17 protein-coding genes are annotated in these 20,770 nt (G+C 66.2%); 3 read left to right on the top strand and 14 right to left on the bottom strand.

Going from position 1 to position 20,770, the window contains the following annotated elements:
- Nucleotides 1-121: 121 nt before the first annotated feature.
- The 7 genes from IQ782_RS13890 to chvE all read right to left on the bottom strand — a co-directional run bounded on the left by IQ782_RS13890 (nucleotide 122) and on the right by chvE (nucleotide 8,704).
- The gene (locus IQ782_RS13890; protein WP_194135241.1) at nucleotides 122-1,168 is read right to left on the bottom strand and encodes an aldose epimerase family protein; all 1,047 of its coding nucleotides are present in this window, start codon (nucleotides 1,166-1,168) and stop codon (nucleotides 122-124) included.
- Nucleotides 1,155-2,090 (bottom strand): Gfo/Idh/MocA family protein, encoded by a 936-nt coding sequence (locus tag IQ782_RS13885; RefSeq protein WP_194135240.1) that lies wholly within the window; start codon nucleotides 2,088-2,090, stop codon nucleotides 1,155-1,157. The genes IQ782_RS13890 and IQ782_RS13885 overlap by 14 nt, the downstream gene beginning before the upstream one ends.
- Complete coding sequence (locus IQ782_RS13880) at nucleotides 2,090-2,965, bottom strand: SMP-30/gluconolactonase/LRE family protein (RefSeq protein ID WP_194135239.1); 876 nt, start codon at nucleotides 2,963-2,965, stop codon at nucleotides 2,090-2,092. The genes IQ782_RS13885 and IQ782_RS13880 overlap by 1 nt, the downstream gene beginning before the upstream one ends.
- Nucleotides 2,965-4,716: an L-arabinonate dehydratase gene (araD, locus tag IQ782_RS13875; RefSeq protein ID WP_194135238.1), complete on the bottom strand. Its 1,752-nt coding sequence runs from the start codon at nucleotides 4,714-4,716 to the stop codon at nucleotides 2,965-2,967. Before araD ends, IQ782_RS13880 begins: the two co-directional genes overlap by 1 nt.
- A 54-nt stretch (nucleotides 4,717-4,770) precedes the next feature.
- Nucleotides 4,771-6,009 (bottom strand): multiple monosaccharide ABC transporter permease, encoded by a 1,239-nt coding sequence (gene mmsB, locus IQ782_RS13870; RefSeq protein ID WP_194135237.1) that lies wholly within the window; start codon nucleotides 6,007-6,009, stop codon nucleotides 4,771-4,773.
- 13 nt (nucleotides 6,010-6,022) lie between these two features.
- Nucleotides 6,023-7,540: a multiple monosaccharide ABC transporter ATP-binding protein gene (mmsA, locus tag IQ782_RS13865; protein ID WP_194135236.1), complete on the bottom strand. Its 1,518-nt coding sequence runs from the start codon at nucleotides 7,538-7,540 to the stop codon at nucleotides 6,023-6,025.
- Between the two features lie 99 nt (nucleotides 7,541-7,639).
- Nucleotides 7,640-8,704, bottom strand: a complete 1,065-nt coding sequence (gene chvE / locus IQ782_RS13860) for a multiple monosaccharide ABC transporter substrate-binding protein (protein WP_194135235.1) — start codon at nucleotides 8,702-8,704, stop codon at nucleotides 7,640-7,642.
- Nucleotides 8,705-8,859: 155 nt separating this feature from the next.
- On the opposite strand from chvE, the gene IQ782_RS13855 reads away from it, so the two are divergent.
- Entirely contained in the window at nucleotides 8,860-9,789 is a 930-nt protein-coding gene (locus tag IQ782_RS13855) for a LysR substrate-binding domain-containing protein (protein WP_194135234.1), read from the top strand.
- Between the two features lie 40 nt (nucleotides 9,790-9,829).
- Here IQ782_RS13855 and IQ782_RS13850 read toward each other — a convergent pair whose 3' ends face one another.
- The 6 genes from IQ782_RS13850 to IQ782_RS13825 form a co-directional block, all read right to left on the bottom strand.
- Entirely contained in the window at nucleotides 9,830-10,558 is a 729-nt protein-coding gene (locus IQ782_RS13850) for a FadR/GntR family transcriptional regulator (protein ID WP_194135233.1), read from the bottom strand.
- The gene (yjfF, locus tag IQ782_RS13845; protein ID WP_194135232.1) at nucleotides 10,555-11,547 is read right to left on the bottom strand and encodes a galactofuranose ABC transporter, permease protein YjfF; all 993 of its coding nucleotides are present in this window, start codon (nucleotides 11,545-11,547) and stop codon (nucleotides 10,555-10,557) included. Before yjfF ends, IQ782_RS13850 begins: the two co-directional genes overlap by 4 nt.
- Nucleotides 11,544-12,593: an ABC transporter permease gene (locus IQ782_RS13840; protein ID WP_194135231.1), complete on the bottom strand. Its 1,050-nt coding sequence runs from the start codon at nucleotides 12,591-12,593 to the stop codon at nucleotides 11,544-11,546. Before IQ782_RS13840 ends, yjfF begins: the two co-directional genes overlap by 4 nt.
- The gene (locus tag IQ782_RS13835; RefSeq protein WP_240989285.1) at nucleotides 12,590-14,092 is read right to left on the bottom strand and encodes a sugar ABC transporter ATP-binding protein; all 1,503 of its coding nucleotides are present in this window, start codon (nucleotides 14,090-14,092) and stop codon (nucleotides 12,590-12,592) included. The genes IQ782_RS13840 and IQ782_RS13835 overlap by 4 nt, the downstream gene beginning before the upstream one ends.
- Before the next feature lie 92 nt (nucleotides 14,093-14,184).
- Nucleotides 14,185-15,138 carry a galactofuranose ABC transporter, galactofuranose-binding protein YtfQ gene (ytfQ, locus tag IQ782_RS13830; protein WP_194135230.1) on the bottom strand — a complete coding sequence of 318 codons (954 nt, stop codon included), beginning with the start codon at nucleotides 15,136-15,138 and terminating at the stop codon, nucleotides 14,185-14,187.
- Between the two features lie 266 nt (nucleotides 15,139-15,404).
- On the bottom strand, nucleotides 15,405-16,115 hold the full coding sequence (locus tag IQ782_RS13825) for a hypothetical protein (protein ID WP_194135229.1): 711 nt from the start codon (nucleotides 16,113-16,115) through the stop codon (nucleotides 15,405-15,407).
- A 374-nt stretch (nucleotides 16,116-16,489) separates the two neighbouring features.
- Here IQ782_RS13825 and IQ782_RS13820 point away from each other — a divergent pair, with 374 nt between their 5' ends.
- Together IQ782_RS13820 and IQ782_RS13815 are read left to right on the top strand one after the other, a co-directional pair.
- Complete coding sequence (locus tag IQ782_RS13820) at nucleotides 16,490-17,800, top strand: AAA family ATPase (protein WP_194135228.1); 1,311 nt, start codon at nucleotides 16,490-16,492, stop codon at nucleotides 17,798-17,800.
- Nucleotides 17,797-18,849, top strand: coding sequence for a ParB/RepB/Spo0J family partition protein (locus tag IQ782_RS13815; RefSeq protein WP_194135227.1), 1,053 nt, complete (start codon nucleotides 17,797-17,799; stop codon nucleotides 18,847-18,849). The genes IQ782_RS13820 and IQ782_RS13815 overlap by 4 nt, the downstream gene beginning before the upstream one ends.
- Nucleotides 18,850-19,493: 644 nt before the next feature.
- On the opposite strand, the gene rhaI is transcribed toward IQ782_RS13815, so the two are convergent.
- Complete coding sequence (gene rhaI, locus IQ782_RS13810) at nucleotides 19,494-20,768, bottom strand: L-rhamnose catabolism isomerase (protein ID WP_194135226.1); 1,275 nt, start codon at nucleotides 20,766-20,768, stop codon at nucleotides 19,494-19,496.
- Between the last annotated feature and the right edge of the window lie 2 nt (nucleotides 20,769-20,770).

Here is a 20,770-nt window from a genome sequence, read left to right as displayed (position 1 = left end):
GAATCCCGGCCATGCAATCCGATCATAGGTTGCGGCGGGAATCTGCCCACGCATGGCGGCGAAACATGCGCTCCGCGGACCGGCGGCACGGGGCGGCCGGTACCGCTGGCCGCGCCGTGCCCTAGCGGATGCCGAAGGTAAAGCTCATCTCCGCGCGGCGCAGCTCTCCCGGCCGCAGCACCGGGCTTTGTGCGCCCCAGCTTTCGGGCATGTTGATCGCATCGGGCCAGATCTGCGGCTCAAGGCAGATCGCGTCGTGCTTGCGGGCCGCGTAGCCGCCCTTGGCCGGGACCGAGCCGTCGAGGAAATTGCCCGTGTAGACCTGCAATCCGGGAAGGTTGGTGGTCATCCGCATGAGCCGCCCGCTGACGGCATCATGCAGCTCTATCTCGCCGGGATCGAGGCAGAGGCAATGGTCGTAGCCGTCGAGCGCGCCGGAGCGCACGGCGGTCAGCGGCTGCCGCCCATCGCGGAAGTCGAAGGGGCTGGCCCCGACCGGCGCAACGCCGGTGGGGATGAGCTTTTCGTCCACCGTCAGGTAGCGCGCGGCGGGCACCTTCAGCCGGTACTCGAGCGCCGAGCGTGGGCGATCGGGCAGCGCCGAGAGCCCGGCCAGCGCGAAGAAGCTGTGGTTGGTCATCGACACCAGCGTCGGCGCGTCCGTCTCGGCCTCGTAGGTGAGGCTCAGACATGCCCCTGCGGGGGTGGCGCGCAGCGCATAGATCGCCCGCGCTGTCAGCGTGCCGGGAAACCCCTGATCCCCTGCATGGCTGACCATCTCGAGTGTCACCGCGCCATCACCAAGCTCGGACACCGCCCAGTTGCGCCGGTCGAAGCCATCAGGTCCGCCGTGCAGCGTGGTCTCGCCCTCGTTCTGCGCCAGCTGGTGGTTTCGCCCGTCGAGGGTGAACCGCCCGCCCGCGATACGGTTCGCGACGCGCCCCACCGAAGCGCCGTAGAACATGCGGTTGTCGAGATAGCCCCGGAGGTCGTCAAAACCGAGCACGATGTCGTCGAGCCGTCCCTGCCGGTCGGGTACCCGCAGCGACATCAGCGTCGCGCCATAGGTGAGCACCTCGGCGCTCACCTCGCCGGCGCGCAGCACGATGCGCTCGACCGGTGTGCTCGAGCGCACGTGTCCGAAGGGATGGCGCTCAGGGATCGTCATGGAATGCCTCGACACGGGACTGGGCGCCCAGCAGGAAGGCGTCGGCGACAAGCTGGAGCGGCGCGAGATCGACATCGGACTCGCCCGCCGCGATGAGCTCCGCGAAACGGACATAGAGCCGCCGGTACTCGCGGTCCTCGGCGGCGATCCTCTCCGCGCCCCCGACGAAGAGCTTCGCCCCGCCCTCGCGCAGCAGCACCTCGGGGCCGTCGCTCTCGACGCGGATGTCCCAGGTCTGCGGCCCGGTCTGGCGCCAGTCGAACTCGGCCTCGACGGGCGCGCCCGAGGCGGTCTGCATGTCGAGCTTCGCGGCGATCGGGGCCTGTTTGTTCTGCGGCACCTCCAGATGCGCTGCCACGGGGTGCACCGGCTCGGGCAGGATGCGGGTGAGGATCGACAGCGCGTTGATGCCGGGATCGAAGACACCGAGCCCACCCGGCTCCCAGATCCATTCCTGCCCCGGGTGCCAGTGGCGCACGTCTTCCTTCCAGGTGATCGTCACCCGCCTGATCGCGGCGGAAGTGAGCAGCGCCCGCGCCTCCTCGACCGCCGCCGCCTCGCGCGAATGCCAGGTGGCGAAAAGCGTCACCCCCTTCGCCCGCGCCAGCCGCGCCAGCCCTTCGACCTCGGAGACGCTGGCACCCGGCGGCTTTTCCAGCATCACGTGCTTGCCCGCAGTGATCGCCGCCACCGCCTGCGCGAAGCGGCCCTGCGGCGGGGTGCAGAGCGAGATGGCCTGCAGGTCCGGAGACTTGGCCAGCATCTCGTCGATATCATGGTAGGACGGCAGCGTGTCGTGCCCGGCGTGACGGCTCGCAATGGCGGCAAGGCGCAGCGCCGGGACCTCTGCCAGCGACGGCAGGTGCTGGTTGCGCGCGATGGTGCCGAGGCCGACGAGGCCAAGCTGGATCGGATCGCTCATCAGGCGTCTCCCGTATCGAGTATGAACGCGGGCTCCGCGCGGCCCCGGCCCGCGCCGAGCTCGACGAAGACCGCGCCGGACATCGGGGCCTCGGCCAGCGCGTCGGGCCCAAGACCCTGTGTTGCGCTGGTGCAGTAGAGCGTGGAGAATTCCGGCCCGCCGAACGCCGGACAGGTGCTGTGCGGTGCCGCCATCTCGTGGCGCGACCCAAGCCTGCCCTCGGGCGAGACCTCGATCACCGCCCCCTCTCCCCAGAGCGCCAGCCAGAGAGTCCCGGCGGCATCGGTCACCGCGCCGTCGGGGTTGAGCCCGGCGTGGGTGAAGTCGACCAAGACCTCGGGTGCCTCGGTGGGCCAGCCGGTCTCGTCCAGCGGCACCCGGAAGAGCAGCCGCGCATCGGTGTCGGCGAAGTAGCCACAGCCCCGCGCCTTGTCGAAGCAGAGCGCGTTGGGGATGGTGATGCCGTCGACGATCTTGCGCAGCACGCCGCGGAAATAGCGGTAGATCGCCCCCGCCCCCGGCTCCGCGTTCTTGCCCATGGTGCCGATCCAGAAGCCGCCCCAGGGGTCCGCCCGACCGTCGTTCGAGCGGGTCACGGCATTGTCCTTCTCGAGGTCGGCAAGATGCCCGAAGGCCCCGGTTGTGACGTCATAGGTCCAGAGCCCGGTCTCGGAGGCGACCAGCAGGCGGTCGTGGTCGATCCAGGCCGCCGCCGAGCACAGGTCGGTCAGCGGCACCGCGCGGGTGTGGCCCGAGGCCGGGTGATGCGACATCAACCGCCGGCCGGTGATGTCGAACCAGAAGAGTTCTTCGCGCAGGGGATGCCAGAGCGGCCCCTCTCCCAGTGCGCAAATCCGGGCGTCGAAGACCTCCATCAGTGGCTGTCCTTGCCCACGTCGTTGCCCCGACAGCCCTTGAGGAAGTCGAGATCGGCGCCGGTGTCGGCGCCCTCGACATGGCTCTGGTGAAGCCAGGCGTAGCCGGAGCCGGGCAGGTCATGCGTCGGGGCCCAGGCGGCGAGGCGCGCCTCCAGCTCTTCGTCCGGAATGTCGAGGTGCAAGCGGCGGCTGGCCACGTCGAGCTCGATCATGTCGCCGTCGCGGACCACGGCCAGCGGCCCGCCCGCCGCCGCCTCGGGCGAGGTGTGCAGGATCACCGTGCCATAGGCGGTGCCCGACATGCGCGCGTCGGAGATGCGGATCATGTCGGTGATGCCCTTCTTCAGCACCTTCGGCGGCAGGCCCATGTTGCCGACCTCGGCCATGCCCGGGTAGCCCTTGGGCCCGCAGTTCTTCAGCACCATGATGCAGGTCTCGTCGATGTCGAGCGCCTCGTCGTTGATCTTTGCCTTGTAGTCGTCGATGTCCTCGAAGACGACGGCGCGGCCCTTGTGCTTGAGCAGGTGCTCCGAGGCCGCAGAGGGCTTCAGCACCGCGCCCTTGGGCGCGAGGTTGCCCCGCAGCACGGCGATGCCGCCCTGCTGGGTCAGCGCCTTCTCGAGCGGCAGGATGACGTCCTCGTTGTGGTTCACCACGTCCTTGACCTCGTCCCAGATGCTCTTGCCCGAGACGGTGAGCGCGTCCTTGTGCAGCTGCCCGCTTTCGCCGAGGCGCTTCAGCACCACCGGCAGGCCACCGGCATAGAAGAACTCTTCCATGAGGTACTTGCCCGAGGGCATGAGGTTGACGATGGTCGCCACGTCGCGGCCGCAGCGGTCCCAGTCGTCGAGCGTCAGGTCGATGCCGACCCGGCCCGCCAGCGCCAGCATGTGGATCACCGCGTTGGTCGACCCGCCGATCGCGCCGTTGGTGCGGATGGCGTTCTCGAAGGCTTCCTTGGTCAGGATGTCCGACGGCTTCAGGTCGTCCTTCACCATCTGCACGATGCGGCGGCCCGAAAGCTGCGCCATCACGCGGCGGCGGCTGTCCACCGCAGGGATCGCGGCGTTGCCGGAAAGCGCCATGCCGAGCGCCTCGGCCATCGACGCCATCGACGAGGCCGTGCCCATGGTGTTGCAGGTGCCCGAGGAGCGGGACATCGACTGCTCCGCCTCGAGGAACTCCTCCTGCGTCATCTCCCCGGCCTTCACCATCTCGGAGAACTTCCAGAGGTGCGTGCCGGAGCCGACGCGCTCGCCCTGGAAATAGCCGTTCAGCATCGGCCCGCCGGTGACGACGATCGAGGGCACATCACACGACGCGGCGGCCATCATCAGCGAGGGCGTGGTCTTGTCGCAGCCGACCATCAGCACCGCGCCGTCGATGGGCTGACCGCGCAGGGTCTCTTCGATGGCCAGCGCCGCGAGGTTGCGGAACATCATCGCGGTGGGGCGGAAGGTATTCTCGGAGGCCGAGAACACCGGCACCTCGACCGGGAAGCCGCCGGCCTCCCAGACGCCCGCCTTCACCTTTTCCGCCAGCTCGCGCAGGTGGCCGTTGCAGGGGGTGAGATCGGACCAGGTGTTGAGGATGCCGATGATCGGCCGCCCGTCGAACAGGTCATGCGGGTAGCCCTGGTTCTTCAGCCAGCCGCGGTGGTAGATCGTGTCGCGCGAGTTGCCCGAGTACCAATGGGTCGAGCGCAGCTTGCGCGGCCAGGGGGCGGGGGTGAAATCCTTGGCGGACATGGTCGGTCTCCGGTGAACTGCTCAGAGGGCTTGTTTGGGGGCCGAGCGCGTGGCTCAGCCCTGCTTTGACTTGTTGTAGACGTCGAAGATCACTGCGGCGAGCAGCACCAGACCCTTGATCATCTGCTGGTAGTCGATGCCGATGCCCATGATCGACATGCCGTTGTTCATCACGCCCATGATGAAGGCGCCGACCACCGCGCCGACGATCTTGCCCGAGCCGCCCGCCATCGACGCGCCGCCGATGAAGACCGCCGCGATCACGTCGAGCTCCATGCCGAAGCCCGCCTTGGGGGTCGCGGTGTTGAGCCGCGCAGCGAACACGAGACCCGCCAGCGCCGCCAGCACGCCCATGTTGACGAAGGCGAGGAAGGTCAGACGCTCGGTCTTGATGCCCGAGAGCTTGGCCGCCTTGCGGTTGCCGCCAAGCGCGTAGATGCGGCGGCCGATCACCGTCTTCTGGGTGATGAAGGCATAGATGATGATCAGCACGCCCATGGTGACCAGCACGTTGGGCAGACCCCGGAAGGTGGCGATCTTGTAGGTCAGGAAAAGCAGCGCGCCGCAGACGATGGCGTTGCGCACCCAGAAGAAGTTCGCGGGCTCGCCCTCGATGCCATAGGCCTTGTCCCGCGCGCGCTCGCGCAGGCCGAGCCAGACGATGGCGACGGCGGCGATGATGCCGACGGCCATGGCCAGCAGGTTGAAGTTGCGCGACCCGGCGATCTCGGCCAGCCCGGCGGTCATCGCGGCCGGGAAGAGGTCGGGCACGAAGCCGGTCGAGAGCATCTGGAAGCCCGGCGGGAAGGGGCCGACGGACTGCCCCTGCAGCAGCCAGAGCGAGGCGCCGCGGAACACCAGCATGCCCGCCAGCGTCACGATGAACGAGGGGATCGACCAATAGGCCACCCAGTAGCCCTGCGCCGCGCCGATCAGCCCGCCGACGATCAGGCAGGTGATGATGGTCAGGGGGACGGACCAGCCCCAATGCACGATCATCACCGCCGCCAGCGCGCCGATGAAGCCCAGCACCGAGCCGACCGACAGGTCGATGTTGCCCGAGACGATGACGATCAGCATCCCCAGCGCCATGATGATGACGTAGCTGTTCTGCAGGAACAGGTTGGTGATGTTGACCGGGCGCAGAAGCGTGCCGCCGGTCACCGCCTGGAAGAACACCATGATGGCGATGAGCGCGAAGAGCAGCCCGTATTCGCGCATGTGGTTGCGCAGGTAGTGCTTCAGGCCCTGGCTTTCAGGCTGCCCTGCGGTTTCTGCCGTATGAGTGGACATGTCCCCTCCCCTCTCACTCGCTGACGATGAGCGACATGATGCGCTCCTGGCTGGCTTCCTCGGCGGAGAGTTCCCCGACGAAAGCGCCTTCGTTCATGACATAGATGCGGTCGCACATGCCCAGCAGTTCGGGCATCTCCGACGAGATCATCACGACGGCTTTGCCCTGCGCGGACAGCTCGTTGATGATCGAGTAGATTTCGTATTTCGCGCCGACGTCGATGCCGCGCGTGGGTTCGTCGAGGATCAGCACCTCGGGCTCGGTGAACAGCCACTTGGCCAGAACCACCTTCTGCTGGTTGCCGCCCGAGAGGTTGCCGACCTTCTGCATCACCGTCGGCGTGCGCGTGGCCAGCGCCTTGCGGTAGCGCTCGGCGACATCGGTCTCCTCGGCCTCGTTCAGCACGCCCTTGTCGGAGACGCCATTCAAGTTGGCGAGGGTGGTGTTGAAACGGATGCTCTCGTCGAGGATCAGCCCCAGCGACTTGCGGTCCTCGGTGACATAGGCCAGCCCCGCGTCGATGGCGCGATCGACCTTCGAGACGTCGATCGGCTTGCCGTGCAAGCTCACCTCGCCCGAGATGCCCCTGCCCCAGCTCTGGCCGAAGATCGACATGGCCAGCTCGGTGCGGCCCGAGCCCATGACACCGGCGATGCCGACGACCTCGCCGGCGCGGACGTTGAAGCTGATGTTCTTGATGACCTGCCGCTCGGCGTGCTCGGGGTGCCAGACGTTCCAGTCCTTCACTGCCATGACCACCTCACCGGCGCGGCGGTTGCGGTCAGGGTAGCGCTGCGACATGTCGCGGCCCACCATGTCCCGGACGATGCGGTCCTCGGACAGGCCCTGCGAGGCGTCGAGCTCCGAGACCGCCATACCGTCGCGGATCACGGTAACCGTGTCGGCGACGTAGCGCACCTCGTTCAGCTTGTGGGAAATGATGATGCAGGTCACGCCCTGCGCCTTCAGCTCGAGCATCAGGTCAAGCAGCTTGCGGCTGTCGTTCTCCTGCAGTGCCGCCGTCGGCTCGTCGAGGATCAGCAGCTTCACGTCCTTGGACAGCGCCTTGGCGATCTCGACCAGCTGCTGCTTGCCGACGCCGATACTGTCGACCAGCGTGCCCGGCGCGTCGCGCAGGCCGACCTTGGCCAGCAGTTCCTCGGTGCGGCGGAAGGTTTCCTGCCACTGGATCACGCCGCCGGTCTGCCGCTCGTTGCCGAGGAAGATGTTCTCGGCAATCGACAGCTGCGGCACCAGCGCGAGTTCCTGGTGGATGATGACGATGCCGCGTTCCTCGCTGTCGCGCAGCGTCTTGAACTCGGCGAGATGGCCGTCGTAGTGGATTTCCCCGTCGTAGCTGCCCACCGGGTAAACCCCGGAAAGCACCTTCATCAGGGTCGACTTGCCGGCACCGTTCTCGCCGCAGATCGCGTGAATCTCGCCTTCGCGGACCTGGAGATTCACCTGGTCGAGCGCCTTCACACCCGGAAATTCCTTGGTGATACCGCGCATCTCGAGCAGAAGAGTCATGACCCGTACCTGCCTTGTATGAAGTGAAGGTCGGGGGAGGCCCGAGGGCCTCCCCCAATGCAGCGCCCCGGGAGCAAATGGGGCGCTCGGGAGGAGTGCTTACTTGATCTGGTCTTCGGTATAGTAGCCGGAGCCGATCAGGATCTCTTCCCAGTTCGAGGCGTCGACGGGGACGGGCTCGAGCAGGTAGGACGGAACGACCTTCACGCCGTTGTCGTAGGTGGAGGTGTCGTTGATCTCGGGCTCGGAGCCTTCCATCAGCGCGTTGACCATGCCGACGGTGACGCGGGCCAGTTCGCGGGTGTCCTTGAAGATCGTCGAATACTGCTCGCCGGCGAGGATCGACTTCACCGACTGAACTTCCGCGTCCTGACCGGTGACGATCGGCATCTTCAGATCGCCGGAGCCGTAGCCGACACCCTTGAGCGACGACAGGATGCCGATGGACAGGCCGTCGTAGGGGGCGAGTACGCCGTGCACGTCCTTGTCGGTGTAGTTGGCCGACAGGATGTTATCCATGCGCGCCTGCGCCACCGCGCCGTCCCAGCGCAGCGTGCCGACCTTGTCCATGCCCATCTGGCCGGACTGGACGACGATGTCGCCGCTGTCGATCAGCGGCTGCAGCACCGACATGCCGCCGTTGTAGAAGAAGTAGGCGTTGTTGTCGTCCGGCGAGCCACCGAAGAGTTCGACGTTCCAAGGCTTGCTGTCGGGGAAGCGCTCGTTCAGGCCCTCGACCAGCGAGGTCGCCTGCTGCACGCCGACCTTGAAGTTATCGAAGGTGGCATAATAATCGACGTCGCCGCTGTCGCGGATCAGGCGGTCATAGGCCACGATGCGCACGCCCGAGGCGGCGGCGTTGGCCAGCGCGTTCGACAGGGTGGTGCCGTCGATGGCGGCGATCACCAGCACATCGACGCCCTTGGTCACCATGTTCTCGATCTGCGCGAGCTGGTTGGGAATGTCGTCCTCGGCGTATTGCAGGTCGGTGCCGTAGCCGGCTTCCTCGAGCTGCTTGACCATGTTGTTGCCGTCGTCGATCCAGCGCGCCGAGCTCTTGGTCGGCATGGCGATGCCCACGGTGCCCTTGTCCTGCGCGAAGGCCGCGCTGGAAAGCGCAATAAGGCTTACCGCGAGCGCACCCGCGAGTTTCGTCAGTTTCATCGGTATCCTCCCGTTGAAGGGGGCGTCTCCCGCACCCCGCTGGTCCCCCCGGACTCCGAATGGACTCCCGTGGGGACGTCAAAAGTCCTACTTAATCGTGACATACCGAACAAATACCATTATTGGTGATCTGCATAACAGTTAAGGTATGCTACGTGTCAGAGCTTCTGAGGAACCTGCGCCCCGCGCAAATCCGTCTCATCGCGGCGATATCCGAGCACGGGCAGTTGCAGGTGGCCGCCACCTCTTGCCGGATGACCCAGCCCGGAGCCTCCCGGATGCTGGGCGAGCTGGAGCGTGCCATTGGCGCGCGTCTGTTCCAGCGCACGCCCAAGGGGATGGAACCGACGCCCACGGGCGCGCTGCTCGCCCAGCACGCGCGCCGCATCGAGCATGACCTGCGCCGCATGGCCGAAGATTTCGACGATCTGCATTCCGGCCTCGGCGGCACGGTGCGGGTCGGCGCGGTGACCGGCCCGGCGCTCGGCCAGCTGGTGCCGCAGGTGCAGCGGCTGAAGGCGGTGTCCAGCTCGATGGACATCTCGATCGAAGTCGCGCCCTCGGTCGCGCTGGTGCAAGCGCTGGAACGCGGCGAGCTCGACTTCGCCCTCGCCCGCCTGCCGCCGCAGTTCGACGAGCGCGACTTCATCCTCGAACCGGCGCGCGACGAGATCGTGCAGCTTCTGGTGCGCGACGGGCACCCGATGCTCGGTCACAGCCCTGTCGCCATCGCTGACCTGCACGCCACGCGCTGGATCCTGCAACAACGCGGCGCGCCGATCCGCGCGGCGATCGAGACCGCCTTCCACGACGAGGGGATGACCGCCCCGCCCGACGTGATCACCACCTCTTCGCTGCTGGCGATCATCGCGCTTCTGAAGGACTCCGACGCCGTCGCGCCGATGTCGCAGGAGGTGATCGACCTGATGCTCGAACCGCCGGTCTCGGCCGACCTGCGGCGACTGCAGCTGAACCGGCTGTTGACGGTCGAGCCCTACCTGATCATCCAGGCGCGGGGACGGCACATCTCCAAGGCGGCGGAGCGGCTTCTGGGGATGGTACAGGACAGCATCCGGCACTTCTGACGTGCCCTTCCCGGATTCGGGAAATTCTCTCGGGTTGATTTCAGCCCGCCCGGCGCACGCCCCCAGCCGGGGCATCCATCACCACCTTTTCCATGCAGGCGCGGGCGCGGTCGGGCATTCCGGCGCGGATCGCATCGACGATGGCGCGGTGCTTTTCCACGCTGCGGGCAAGGTCGCCCGGCTCGCGCGCTTCCTCGGCCTCGGCGATGAGCTGCGAGTAGAGCGCCGCCTGCACCAGATCGCCCAGCGACTGCAGGAAACGGTTGTCGGAGAGATGCAGGATAAGCTTGTGGAACTCGAGATCCGCCATGGCAAAGGCCGTCCGGCTGGTGGCCTGAGCCAGCGCATCGCAGCTTGCGTCCAGCCTTGCATGTTCGGCCGGACCTGCCCGCTCGGCCACCAGCGCCGCCGCCGAGGGCTCGATGATCAGCCGGATCTCGTTCAGGTCCGCCACGAAACGCCCCGGCGTCTTCTGCTCGGAGTGCCAGCGCAGCACGTCGGGGTCGAACATGTTCCACTCGGACGAGGGCTGCACCCGCGTGCCGACCTTCGCCTTCGAGGCCAGCATGCCCTTGGCGATGAGCGTCTTCTTCGCCTCGCGGATGACCGTGCGCGAGACGCCGAACATTTCCTCGAGGTCGGGGTCGAGCGGGATCATCGCGCGCTCGGGGTATTCCCCGGCGACGATGGCCAGCCCCAGCTGGTCCACCACGTGGGTGGTGTGGCTCTGGGCGCGGTCCGAAAACCCGCCGCCCGCCGTCAATGTCATGATCGCGCGTCTGATGCGGTCAGAAGCCTTATGCGCGCCGTCGTTGCCCAACCCAGTCCCTTTTGCAGCATGATGAAGGCGAAGAGCAGGCCCCCGATCACGATCTTCGTCCACCAGCTCGAGAGCGTGCCGTCGAAGACGATGTATGTCTGTATCAGCCCCATGATCAGAATGCCAAAGAAAGTGCCCGCGACAAATCCGCTGCCACCGCTCAGGAGCGTGCCTCCGATGACCACCGCGGCGATCGCGTCAAGTTCCACGCCGACGGTCGCCAGCGAGTAGCCCGCCGAGGTGTAGAGCGTGTAGACGATCCCCGCGAGCCCGGCCAGACCGCCCGAGACGGCGTAGATGCCGATGGTCGTCCGCGCCCGCGGCACCCCCATCAGCTGCGCCGTCTGCGCCGAGCCGCCGATGGCATAGACGTTCTGGCCGAAGCGCGTGCGGTGCAGCACGATCATCGCGGCCACATAGGTCAGCAACATCAGCGCGCCGGTGATGCGGAAGCGCCCGCCGCCGGGGGCCTTCCAGTAGAGCGACTGAAGCCAGTCGTAGAACTCGTGGGTGATCGGCACGGATTCGGTCGACAGCACGTAGGCCAGCCCGCGCATCAGGAACATGCCCGCCAGCGTGACGATGAAGGGCGGCATCTCGAGGTAATGGATGATCCCGCCCATGGCCGCACCGAACCCGGTGGTGATCAGCAGCACCAGCGCGAAGGCGACCAGCGGGTGAATGGATGTGTCGCGCAGGATCACCGCGAGGAAGACCCCGGTGAAGGCGATCACCGAGCCGACCGAGAGGTCGATGCCGCCCGACAGGATCACGAAGGTCATGCCGACCGCGGTGATGCCAAGGAAGGCATTGTCGGTCAGCAGGTTGGCGACAACCCGCGTCGAGGCCATCGCCGGGTACTGCGCGGCGCAGAGCACGAAGGCCAGCACGAAGGTCGCGAGGGTGATGTAGAGCGGAAGCTTGGTGGACTGGCTCATGACTGGCCCTCCTCTTGGCGGGTCCGCGGGGCGGTCCGGGCCGGTCGGTCTCGCAGCACCGGACCCGTCGAGGCGCGCAGCAGGTAGAGGCTGTGGCGCACGCGCGGGCTCTGGATGACGAGGATGGCGATGATGATCAGCGCCTTGATGACGAGGTTGAACTCCACCGGCATGCCCGACAGCAGGATCAGCGCGTTCACCCCCTGGATGATCAGCGCCCCGAGCAGCGAAGCCGTGATCGAAAAGCGCCCGCCCAGCAGCGAATTGCCCCCGATGACCACGGCGAGGATGGCGTCGAGTTCCATCCACAGCCCGGCATTGTTGGCATCCGCGCCCTTGATGTCGGCCGCGACGATGACCCCGGCCAGCGCGGCGCAGAGGCCGGAGACAAGATAGACCGCCCAGAGCAGCACACGCGAGTTGATCCCGGCGAGGCGCGAGGAGGTCTCGTTGACGCCCACCGCCTCGATCAGCAGGCCAAGCGCGGTGCGGCGTATGACGAAGCCGGTGAGGCAGGCGACGGCGATCCACAGCCAGATCGGCGTCGGCACGGCGGCGATGGTGCCCGCGCCGAGCCGGATCAGCCCGGGATCGTTGAAGGTGAGGATGGCGCCCTCGGTCAAGAGCTGCGCGATGCCGCGCCCGGCGACCATGAGCACCAGCGTGGCGACGATGGGCTGGATGCGGAAGATCGCCACCAGCAGCCCGTTCCACAGGCCGCAGGCCGCGCCCGCCGCCAGGGCCATCAGCAGCGCCAGCGTCCAATGTGCGCCGCCGGTGACCGCCGAGGCCGCCACCGCCCCGGCGATCGCCATGACCGCCCCGACCGAAAGGTCGATGCCGCGCGTGGCGATGACCAGCGTCATTCCGGTGGCCAGAAGCGCCGTCGGCGCGCCCCGGTTGAGCACGTCTATGAGGTTGCCGAACAGCCGCCCGTGCTGGAATTCGATGTGAAAGAAGCCGGGAAACACCAGGACATTCGCCGCCAGCACCAGCGCCAGGATGATGATCTGCGGCATCACCCGTTTCAGCGTGGATTTCATCATGCCGCGTCCTCCGCCGCGATGGCCTCGACGATGGACTTGGTCGAGATCTCGTGACCGGTCAGTTCGCCCACCTGCCGCCGGTCGCGCAGCACGACGATGCGGCTGGAATAGGCCACCAGCTCCTCCATCTCCGACGAGGCGACGATCAGTGCCATGCCCTTCTCGCGCAGGTCCTCGATCAGTGCGATGATCTCGGCGTGCGCGCCGACGTCGATGCCGCGCGTCGGCTCGTCGAGGATCAGAAGTTCAGGTTCGGTCGCCAGCCAGCGCGCCAGCAGCGCCTTCTGCTGGTTGCCCCCAGACAGCAGCCGGATCGGCATGTCGAGCGAGGCGAGGCGAATGTCGAGCGCCTTCACGTAGTGCTGGGCGATCTCCTCGGCTCTGGCGCGGGGAATGGGGCGGTGCCAGCCCTGCCGGGCCTGCAGCGACAGGATGATGTTCTCGCGTACCGACAGATCCCCGACGATGCCGTCGGTCTTGCGGTCCTCGGGGCAGAGCGCAAAGCGGTTGCGGATTGCCTCGCGCGGGGTGGCGATGCGCAGCGGCCTGCCGCGCAGCTCGGCCTTGCCCTGATCCGCCGCGACCACGCCGAAGACGACATTCGCGGTCTCGCTGCGGCCCGATCCGAGCAGCCCGGCAAGGCCGATCACCTCGCCCTCGCGGATGTCCATGTCGAAAGGCGCGATGCTGCCGCGCTTGCCGTATCCCCTGAGAGAGAGCAGCAACTCGCCCGGTTCGGAGCGGGCACGGTGGTGCGTCGCCTCCTCGAGCGCGCGGCCGAGCATCAGCGTGACGATCTCGGTCTGGCTGACGTCGGCGAGCCGCCGGGTGCCCACGACGCGGCCGTTGCGCAGGATCGTCGCGCGGTCCGAGATGGCGAAAACCTGATCGAGGAAATGGGTGATGAAGACGATGGCGAGCCCCCTGCCCTTCAGCCGCTCGATCACCGAAAAGAGCAGCTGCACCTCGTCGTGGTCGAGGCTTGCGGTGGGCTCGTCGAGGATCAGCACCTTGCCGGAAAGCTCGACGGCGCGGGCGATGGCGACGATCTGCTGGATGGCAATGGAATAGCTCGACAGCAGGCGGGCGGGGTCGATCTCGAGCCCGTAGTCGCGCAGCACCTCGCGCGCCTCGCGCTTCATCCGTCGGTGATCGACCATCCCCCAGCGCATCGGCTGCCGACCGAGAAAGAGGTTCTCGGCCACCGTCAGGTTGGGCAGCAGGTTCACCTCCTGGTAGACCGTGCCGATGCCGAGCGCCTGGCTGTCGAGCGGATCGCGCGGGTCGATCTCGGCGCCCGATAGCGCGATGGTGCCGCCGTCGCGGCTGTAGGCGCCGGTCAGGCACTTGATCAGCGTGGACTTTCCCGCGCCGTTCTCACCCAGAAGCGCGTGCACCTCGCCGGGATAGAGCGCCAGTTCGACGTCGTCGAGCGCGATGGCGCCCGGAAAGAATTTGCTGATGCCGCGCGCGTGCAGCACCGGTTCTGGCATGGCCATCCCGCGTTCCCTTCCCCCTCCACAGGGCTTTGCGCCCCCCGGCCCCTGCCGGAAGGCGCCTTCGGCAGGGGCCCTGCCCCCGCCGCGCAGCGTCAGTATCCGAGATCCTTCTTGCTCTCGTAAATGGCCGCGTTGTCGTCGTCGCTGGTGTAGAGCTTCGACTCGGTCTGGATCCATTTTGCCGGCATCGTGCCGTCCTTCCAGTAGGCCGCCAGGACGTCGAAGGCCGGACCGGCCATGTTCGGCGTCAGTTCGACCGTCGCATTGGCCTCGCCCGCCTTCATCGCAAGGTGGATGTCGGGCACCGAGTCGATGGACACGATCTTGATGTCCTCGCCGGGCTTCAGACCCGCTTCCTTGATCGCCTGGATGGCGCCGACCGCCATGTCGTCATTGTGCGCATAGAGCGCGCAGATGTTGGCGCCGCCCTCGGACTTGAGGAAGCTCTCCATCACCACCTTGCCCTGCGCACGGGTGAAGTCGCCGGTCTGGCTGCGGGTGATCTTGATGTTCGGCGCGTCCGCGATGGCCTCTTCGAAGCCCTTCTTGCGGGCGATCGCCGGCGACGAGCCGGTGGTGCCCTGCAGTTCGACCACGGAGCAATCCTCGCCCGCAACGGCCTCTTTCAGCCAGTTGCCGGCCACCATGCCCTCGTGCACCTGGTCTGAGGTCACCGCGGTCATGTAGAGATCTTCCGGTGCGTCGATGTTGCGGTCGAGCAGGATCACCGGAATGTCGGCATCCTTGGCCTCTTCCAGCACTTCCTCCCAGCCGGTTGCGACCACCGGCGCGAGCAGGATCGCATCGACGCCCTGCGCGACAAAGCCGCGGATCGCCTTGATCTGGTTTTCCTGCTTCTGCTGCGCGTCTGCAAACTTGAGGGTGATGCCGCGCTCCTCGGCCTGTTGCTTGGTGACCGTGGTCTCGGCGGCGCGCCACCCGGATTCCGAGCCGATCTGGCTGAAGCCGACGGTTTCGCCCTCGGCCATGGCAATGGCGGGCACAAGGATAGCGGCGCTTGCGAGCAAGCCTTTAAGAATGTTCATGATGTCCTCCCATGGACCTCTCCTCAGGTCCTGGCGATATTAAGTATTACTTTATTACTATTGTAAAGCGTCCTGTGAACACGGGGCGTCATGTCAAAATGCATGAATTTAATCAGACCTTTATCAAGATAACACGGCGCTGCTTCCCGCCGCTCGCGCGACTCATCGCAGCGGACGGGCCCCAGCCCAAACACGCGGGGCTCCGCCGCCGTCACCGACAGTGCGGCGACCCCCAAGGGATATTGCGACCTGGAAGAAAGAGGCACTCAGCCGGTGATCTCGATACGCCGCAGGCCGGGGAACTCCTGCGCCGCCATGCCCTGCAACGGCCGCAGATGGTGGGTGAGCACGTATTGCGCGGCGAAGGCGGAGGGTGCCTTCAGCATCAGAAGACCCTGCTCGAAACTGTCGAAGGCCAGCCCGGAGAACCAGCTGCGGTGCAGGCCGGGATCGCTCTGCGCCAGGCGCGACAGTGTGCGCGGCCAGGGGCCACTTGCGGCGTCTGCCTGCACTGCCGAGGCAGGCTCGGCGGCGCGGGCCCCGAAATCGACGCGGACAACCTTTTCGCCGCTGGTCTCGGGTGCCGGCTGCTGGACCTCCATGCGGGCGGTGAAATCGGGGCCGACGTTGTCCCAATGCGGCGCGGAAAGCCGAAAAACCTCTGCGAAATTGAGCCGGTAGGCGGCCACCCTGCCCCGGACGCCGGGCCGCAGCTGCAACAGGATCTCGGTCTTGGTCAACCGCTTGATCTCGCGCTTCACCGTGCGTTCGTCGACGGACCAGAGCCGGGCCATCTCGCGCTGGCCAACGGTCAGCTCGTCGGTGCGCCAGTTGTAGCGGGCCGTGACCAGCGCCACGAGCCGCAGCATCGAGGTCTGGAATCCCGGTGATCCGTTCAGCCCGGCCAGGGCCAATGCCGTCAACAGGTCGTATTTCTGGGAACCCGCCTGAGGTCCCGTAAATCGTTTGAAGTCCATGATCGTCTGCTTTGCCGCTCGCTGAGGGCCGGCTTCTTTGGCCGATTCCCCGATGGCTTCGAGACTGCTCGATTTTCCCGTCGTTTGTCAATGTGGACAAAAATACGGGAGCGGTCCCCTAATCCAAATTTATTTGGAAAAAATCGGTTCATTGGTAATGGGTGACAACCATGGTGACACCATTTTAGGGGGTGTTTGTCACCTTATCCACCGTTTTGGCCCCAGGTGTGTCACGAAATTCGTGTCCGGCCCGCAGCAGAAATCGCGTAATCCTGAAAAACTGCGCAGAAAAGCGAGAAATCGGAACTTGGGGTTTTGCCCTTTCCGTCATTCGCGTTATTGAAAGCACAGTAGCAGAAAACACGAGCAGGCTCATGAGAGACCATTCCGACCTTCAATCGATGAACGAACGCAGCCTTGCGCAGCAGGCCGCGGTGCGCCGCGCGACCTTTTCCCCGGCCGAGGAAAAGATCCTGCGCCCCTTCTCCATCTGGGAGATCAGCCACTTCATGTTCGACGTGCCCGCGGACACGCTCCGCAAGAAGCTGGCGGATGATCCGTCGCTGCCGCAGGGCATGGTCGAGGAGGATGGGCGCCAGCGCTGGTTCTCGCTGCAGGAGATCAACGAGCTGCGCCGGCGGCTGCGCTTCCGCGGCAAGCCGCTGCTGCCGCATCGTCCGACCGGCCGCGCGATGCGCGTGGCGGTCTCCAACTTCAAGGGCGGCGTCGGCAAGACCGTCGTGGCCCAGCACCTGGCCAATGCCGCGGCGCTCGACGGCTACCGCGTTCTGGTGATCGACTTCGACCCGCAGGCGACGATGACCCACTCCATGGGTCTGACCGAGGTGAAGGAGTGGAACACCGTCTGGGGCATCATGTGCCGCGACCTATGCCGCGAGGCAGACCGGATCGCCGCTGCCTACGATGACCCGGCCGACTGCCCCTACCCCACCGCCGACGAGCTGCCCGAGGACGTGCAGTCGATCGGCGCGCAGCGCATCCAGGACTTCATCCAGAAGACCGCCTGGCCGACCATCGACATCATCCCCTCCTGCGCCAACGCCGCCTTCGTCGAGTTCGCCTCGGCCCAGTACCGCGCCATGCATAAAGCCTGGAGCTTCTTCGGCTGCGTGTCGCGCTACCTCGACGAGCTGCCCGAGGACCAATACGACCTCATCATCTTCGACTGCCCGCCGGCCATCGGCTACCAGTCGCTGAACGCGGCCTTCGCGGCGGACATTCTCTATATCCCCTCGGGCCCCGGCTACTGGGAGTATGACTCGACCACCAGCTTCCTCGGTCAGCTCGGCGATGCGCTCGAGGACATCTCGGACGGCTTCGCCAAGGTCGCCGAGGATGCCGGCATCCGGCTGCCCAAGCGCTTCGATGATGTGCGTCTGCTGATGACCCGCTTCGAGCAGTCCAACCCGCTGCACGTCGCGATGATGGATGCCTTCCGCAATGTCTTTGGCGCCGACGTCTGCAAGCACGCCATCGAGATGACCCGCGCGGTCGAACAGTCGGGCCGCTTCCAGCAGTCGGTCTACGAGCAGGACTACCGGCAGATGACCCGCGAGACCTGGAAGCGCGCACGGCAGAGCTTCGATGCCGCCTATGACGAGTTCAAGGAGGTGGTGCTGCGCGCTTGGGAGGCCAAGAACGCCAAGCAGGAGGTTGAGGCATGAGCGGCAAGAACAAGTTCGGCTTCGGCCCGATCGAGACCGCCGAGGTGAAACCGCGTCGCCGTGACGTGGGTCCGATGGGGGCCGCGGTGCGCGAGGCAGCCAGCAGCATGACCGAGAGCACCGAGAACCTGGTCGAGCAGCGCCGCCAGAACGCCACGGACGCCAAGGCCTATCGCCAGGCGCAGGATGAGGGCCGTGTCCTCGTCGCCATTCCGCTGGACGACATCCGCACCGACGATCTGCCGCGCGACCGTCTCGACCTCAGCAGCGTCGCCACCTCGGACGAGATGGAAGAACTGAAGGCGTCGATCCGCGAGCGCGGCCAGAAGGAGCCGATCGAGGTTTACCGTACCGAAAGCGGCTACCAGCTGAAGAAGGGCTGGCGCCGGATCACCGCGTTGCAGCAGTTGCTGACCGAGACCGGCGATGAGCGCTTCGGCAAGGCGATCGCGCGGGTGGCGGAGGAAGCGGGTACGCGGATCGACCTCTATATCGACATGGTCGAAGAGAACGTGATCCGCGAGGACCTCAGCTTCGCCGAGATGGCACAGGTTGCGATCACCGCGGCGCAGGATGCCGGTCTCGACGGAATGGGCGCGGAAGAGCTCGTCGGCCGGATCTACGCGTCGCTGCACAAGATGAAGCGCTCCTACATCCGCAGCTTTGTCTATCTGCTCGAGCTTCTGGGCGAGGCGCTGCCGTATCCCAAGGCGGTGTCGCGCAACCTCGGCGTCGACGTGGCGCGCAAGCTTCAGGCCGCGCCAGAGCGGGCAGGGGCCCTGCGATCGATCCTCTCCACCGTGAATTCGGTCGAGGAGCAGGCGGAGGTCCTGAAGAAATTCGTACAGACCGCGGAACGTGCCGAGAGCAAGGCGCAGGATACGCCGCGCCAGCGCAGCGTGAAGTATGAGTTCCACGTCGGACTGTCGAAAGTCACCGCGCGCAAGGGCGAGTGCCGTATCCTCTCCGAGATCGATTTCTCCTCGGTGGACCGCAAGCGTCTGCAGCGCGCGGTGGAGGCGTTCGAGGCGGCGCTGCGCGACGGGTAACCCGCGGGTTACGGGCCGGCGGAAGGTAACCCGGCCTGAAAACAAAGGGCATGTGAGGCCGGTAACCCATGGGTTACCGGCCTTTTGCTTGGCCGTTGGATGGATGGCCGCGATGCCAAGGATTGGGTGCCTGGCGAGCCACCTCAGCGCTTCAGCCTTCGGGTGTGAGCTTCGCGCTTGCGGACGGAGGGCGCGCCGCGCGGCCCGTGCGAAAGCTCAGGGGGCCGTTGGTCTGGGGCGCGACTCTGGGTAACCCACGGGTTACCCAGAGTCGCCGTGCAGAAAGGGGGGGGCGACGTGGCCCTGACGCGAAGGCGGAGGCGCGTGCAGAGCGCATCCCGCGCGCGTCGCACGAGGCATTGGAGCGCGATGCGAAGGCAGGGCGCTTCAACGTACTGGGCCCGCGGTTTCCATGCCTGACGCGATTGAAGCGCCGCCCCAGCGCCAAGCGCGTTCGGTGGAACCTCGGGAGTCCAAAAATCGGGAAAATCGGGGTGATTCGGCGCAATTTCCCTGCGAATCGGGTAATTTTCGCCCGAAAACCTCAGCGAATCGCTGCTAAATCCATGACTCGGAACGAAAAATCCCGGCAGATTTCTCTGCCGGGACGGGGATTTCTCTGCGTGCGTGGGATCTTGCGCGGATCAGACGATCCCGCCGCCTGCGCCGCTGACCTCGGGGCGCTCCGCCGAGACCTTTGCGCGGTACTTCGACGCCCGGTAGGTCGCGACGGGATCGATGGCCGCCCCGGCCTCGAGCCGCGCCATCGCGAGGATCGGTTCGACGTCGACCCGATAGGCGGCCTTCAGCGTCGCTGCGGACATCAGGGCATCGTTCTCTTCCTGGAAGCCCTTGAGCGCCGCGCGGTCCACCAGAAGCGCCTGCGCATAGGCCCGGCGCACCTCGTTGGCCGAGGACATCAGGCTTTCGATCGGGTCCGTCACGTTGTGCGACTGGTCGAGCATATGTGCCGGGGCAAAGCCTGCCTTGCCCTCGGCGGCAACCAACTCGTTGAACACCAGGAACAGGCGGAAGGGGTCGATACTGCCGGTGTCGAGGTCGTCGTCGCCGTATTTGCTGTCGTTGAAATGGAAGCCGCCGAGCTTTCCGAACTGGATCAGCCGCGCCACGATCATCTCGATATTGGTGTTGGGCGCGTGGTGGCCGAGGTCCACGAGGCAGAAGGCGCGCTCGCCCAGCTCCTTGGCGATCAGGTAGTTCGTGCCCCAATCCTGCACGACCGTCGAATAAAAGGCGGGTTCGAACATCTTGTGCTCGCTGAACAACCGCCAGTCCCCGGGCAGACCCTTGTAGATCTCCTGCATCGCCGAGAGATACCGTTCGAACTGCGCCGTCAGGTCGGTCTGGCCGGGGAAGTTCGAGCCGTCACCAATCCAGACCGTCAGAGCCTTGGAGCCCAGTTTCGAGCCGATTTCGATGCATTCGAGATTGTGCTCGACGGCCTGCGCCCGCACCGCTGGATCGGTGTGCGACAGCGAGCCGTACTTGTAGCTCAGTTTCTGGCCCGGCTGGTCCTGGAACGTGTTCGAGTTCATCGCGTCGAACCCCAGCCCCAGGGAGGCGGCCTTTTCCAGCAGAGCGGCGGGGTCTTCCTTGTCCCAGGGAATGTGCAGCGAGACCGTCGGCGTGGCCGCGGTCAGTTGGTTGATCACGCCGCAATCGTCGAGCTTGTCGAAGATGCCGCGCGGCTCTCCGCCGCCGGGAAAGCGGGCAAAGCGGGTGCCGCCGGTGCCGACGCCCCAACTCGGCACGGCCACGCCGTAAGCGCCAACTTTCTTCTTGATAGTGTCGATATCCACGCCGCGCCGCGCCAAATGCGTGCCCAGCATTTCGTAGTCAAACTTGAGCGCCTCGGTGCGCACCGCGTTCTCAGCCGCGATCAGATCGCTGTCGATCATGA

The organism is Salipiger mangrovisoli (assembly GCF_015223355.1).
GTDB lineage: Bacteria > Pseudomonadota > Alphaproteobacteria > Rhodobacterales > Rhodobacteraceae > Salipiger > Salipiger mangrovisoli.
Note: the sequence above shows the minus strand (reverse complement) of the source record. Positions and strands in the feature narration are given on the sequence as shown.

Bases quoted from the DNA above. Each gene is read 5' to 3' on its own strand.
- IQ782_RS13890 (WP_194135241.1), bottom strand. From the start codon at position 1,168: ATGACGATCCCTGAGCGCCATCCCTTCGGACACGTGCGCTCGAGCACA.
- IQ782_RS13885 (WP_194135240.1), bottom strand. From the start codon at position 2,090: ATGAGCGATCCGATCCAGCTTGGCCTCGTCGGCCTCGGCACCATCGCG.
- IQ782_RS13880 (WP_194135239.1), bottom strand. From the start codon at position 2,965: ATGGAGGTCTTCGACGCCCGGATTTGCGCACTGGGAGAGGGGCCGCTC.
- araD (WP_194135238.1), bottom strand. From the start codon at position 4,716: ATGTCCGCCAAGGATTTCACCCCCGCCCCCTGGCCGCGCAAGCTGCGC.
- mmsB (WP_194135237.1), bottom strand. From the start codon at position 6,009: ATGTCCACTCATACGGCAGAAACCGCAGGGCAGCCTGAAAGCCAGGGC.
- mmsA (WP_194135236.1), bottom strand. From the start codon at position 7,540: ATGACTCTTCTGCTCGAGATGCGCGGTATCACCAAGGAATTTCCGGGT.
- chvE (WP_194135235.1), bottom strand. From the start codon at position 8,704: ATGAAACTGACGAAACTCGCGGGTGCGCTCGCGGTAAGCCTTATTGCG.
- IQ782_RS13850 (WP_194135233.1), bottom strand. From the start codon at position 10,558: ATGACATTGACGGCGGGCGGCGGGTTTTCGGACCGCGCCCAGAGCCAC.
- yjfF (WP_194135232.1), bottom strand. From the start codon at position 11,547: ATGAGCCAGTCCACCAAGCTTCCGCTCTACATCACCCTCGCGACCTTC.
- IQ782_RS13840 (WP_194135231.1), bottom strand. From the start codon at position 12,593: ATGATGAAATCCACGCTGAAACGGGTGATGCCGCAGATCATCATCCTG.
- IQ782_RS13835 (WP_240989285.1), bottom strand. From the start codon at position 14,092: ATGGCCATGCCAGAACCGGTGCTGCACGCGCGCGGCATCAGCAAATTC.
- ytfQ (WP_194135230.1), bottom strand. From the start codon at position 15,138: ATGAACATTCTTAAAGGCTTGCTCGCAAGCGCCGCTATCCTTGTGCCC.
- IQ782_RS13825 (WP_194135229.1), bottom strand. From the start codon at position 16,115: ATGGACTTCAAACGATTTACGGGACCTCAGGCGGGTTCCCAGAAATAC.
- IQ782_RS13820 (WP_194135228.1), top strand. From the start codon at position 16,490: ATGAGAGACCATTCCGACCTTCAATCGATGAACGAACGCAGCCTTGCG.
- IQ782_RS13815 (WP_194135227.1), top strand. From the start codon at position 17,797: ATGAGCGGCAAGAACAAGTTCGGCTTCGGCCCGATCGAGACCGCCGAG.
- rhaI (WP_194135226.1), bottom strand. From the start codon at position 20,768: ATGATCGACAGCGATCTGATCGCGGCTGAGAACGCGGTGCGCACCGAG.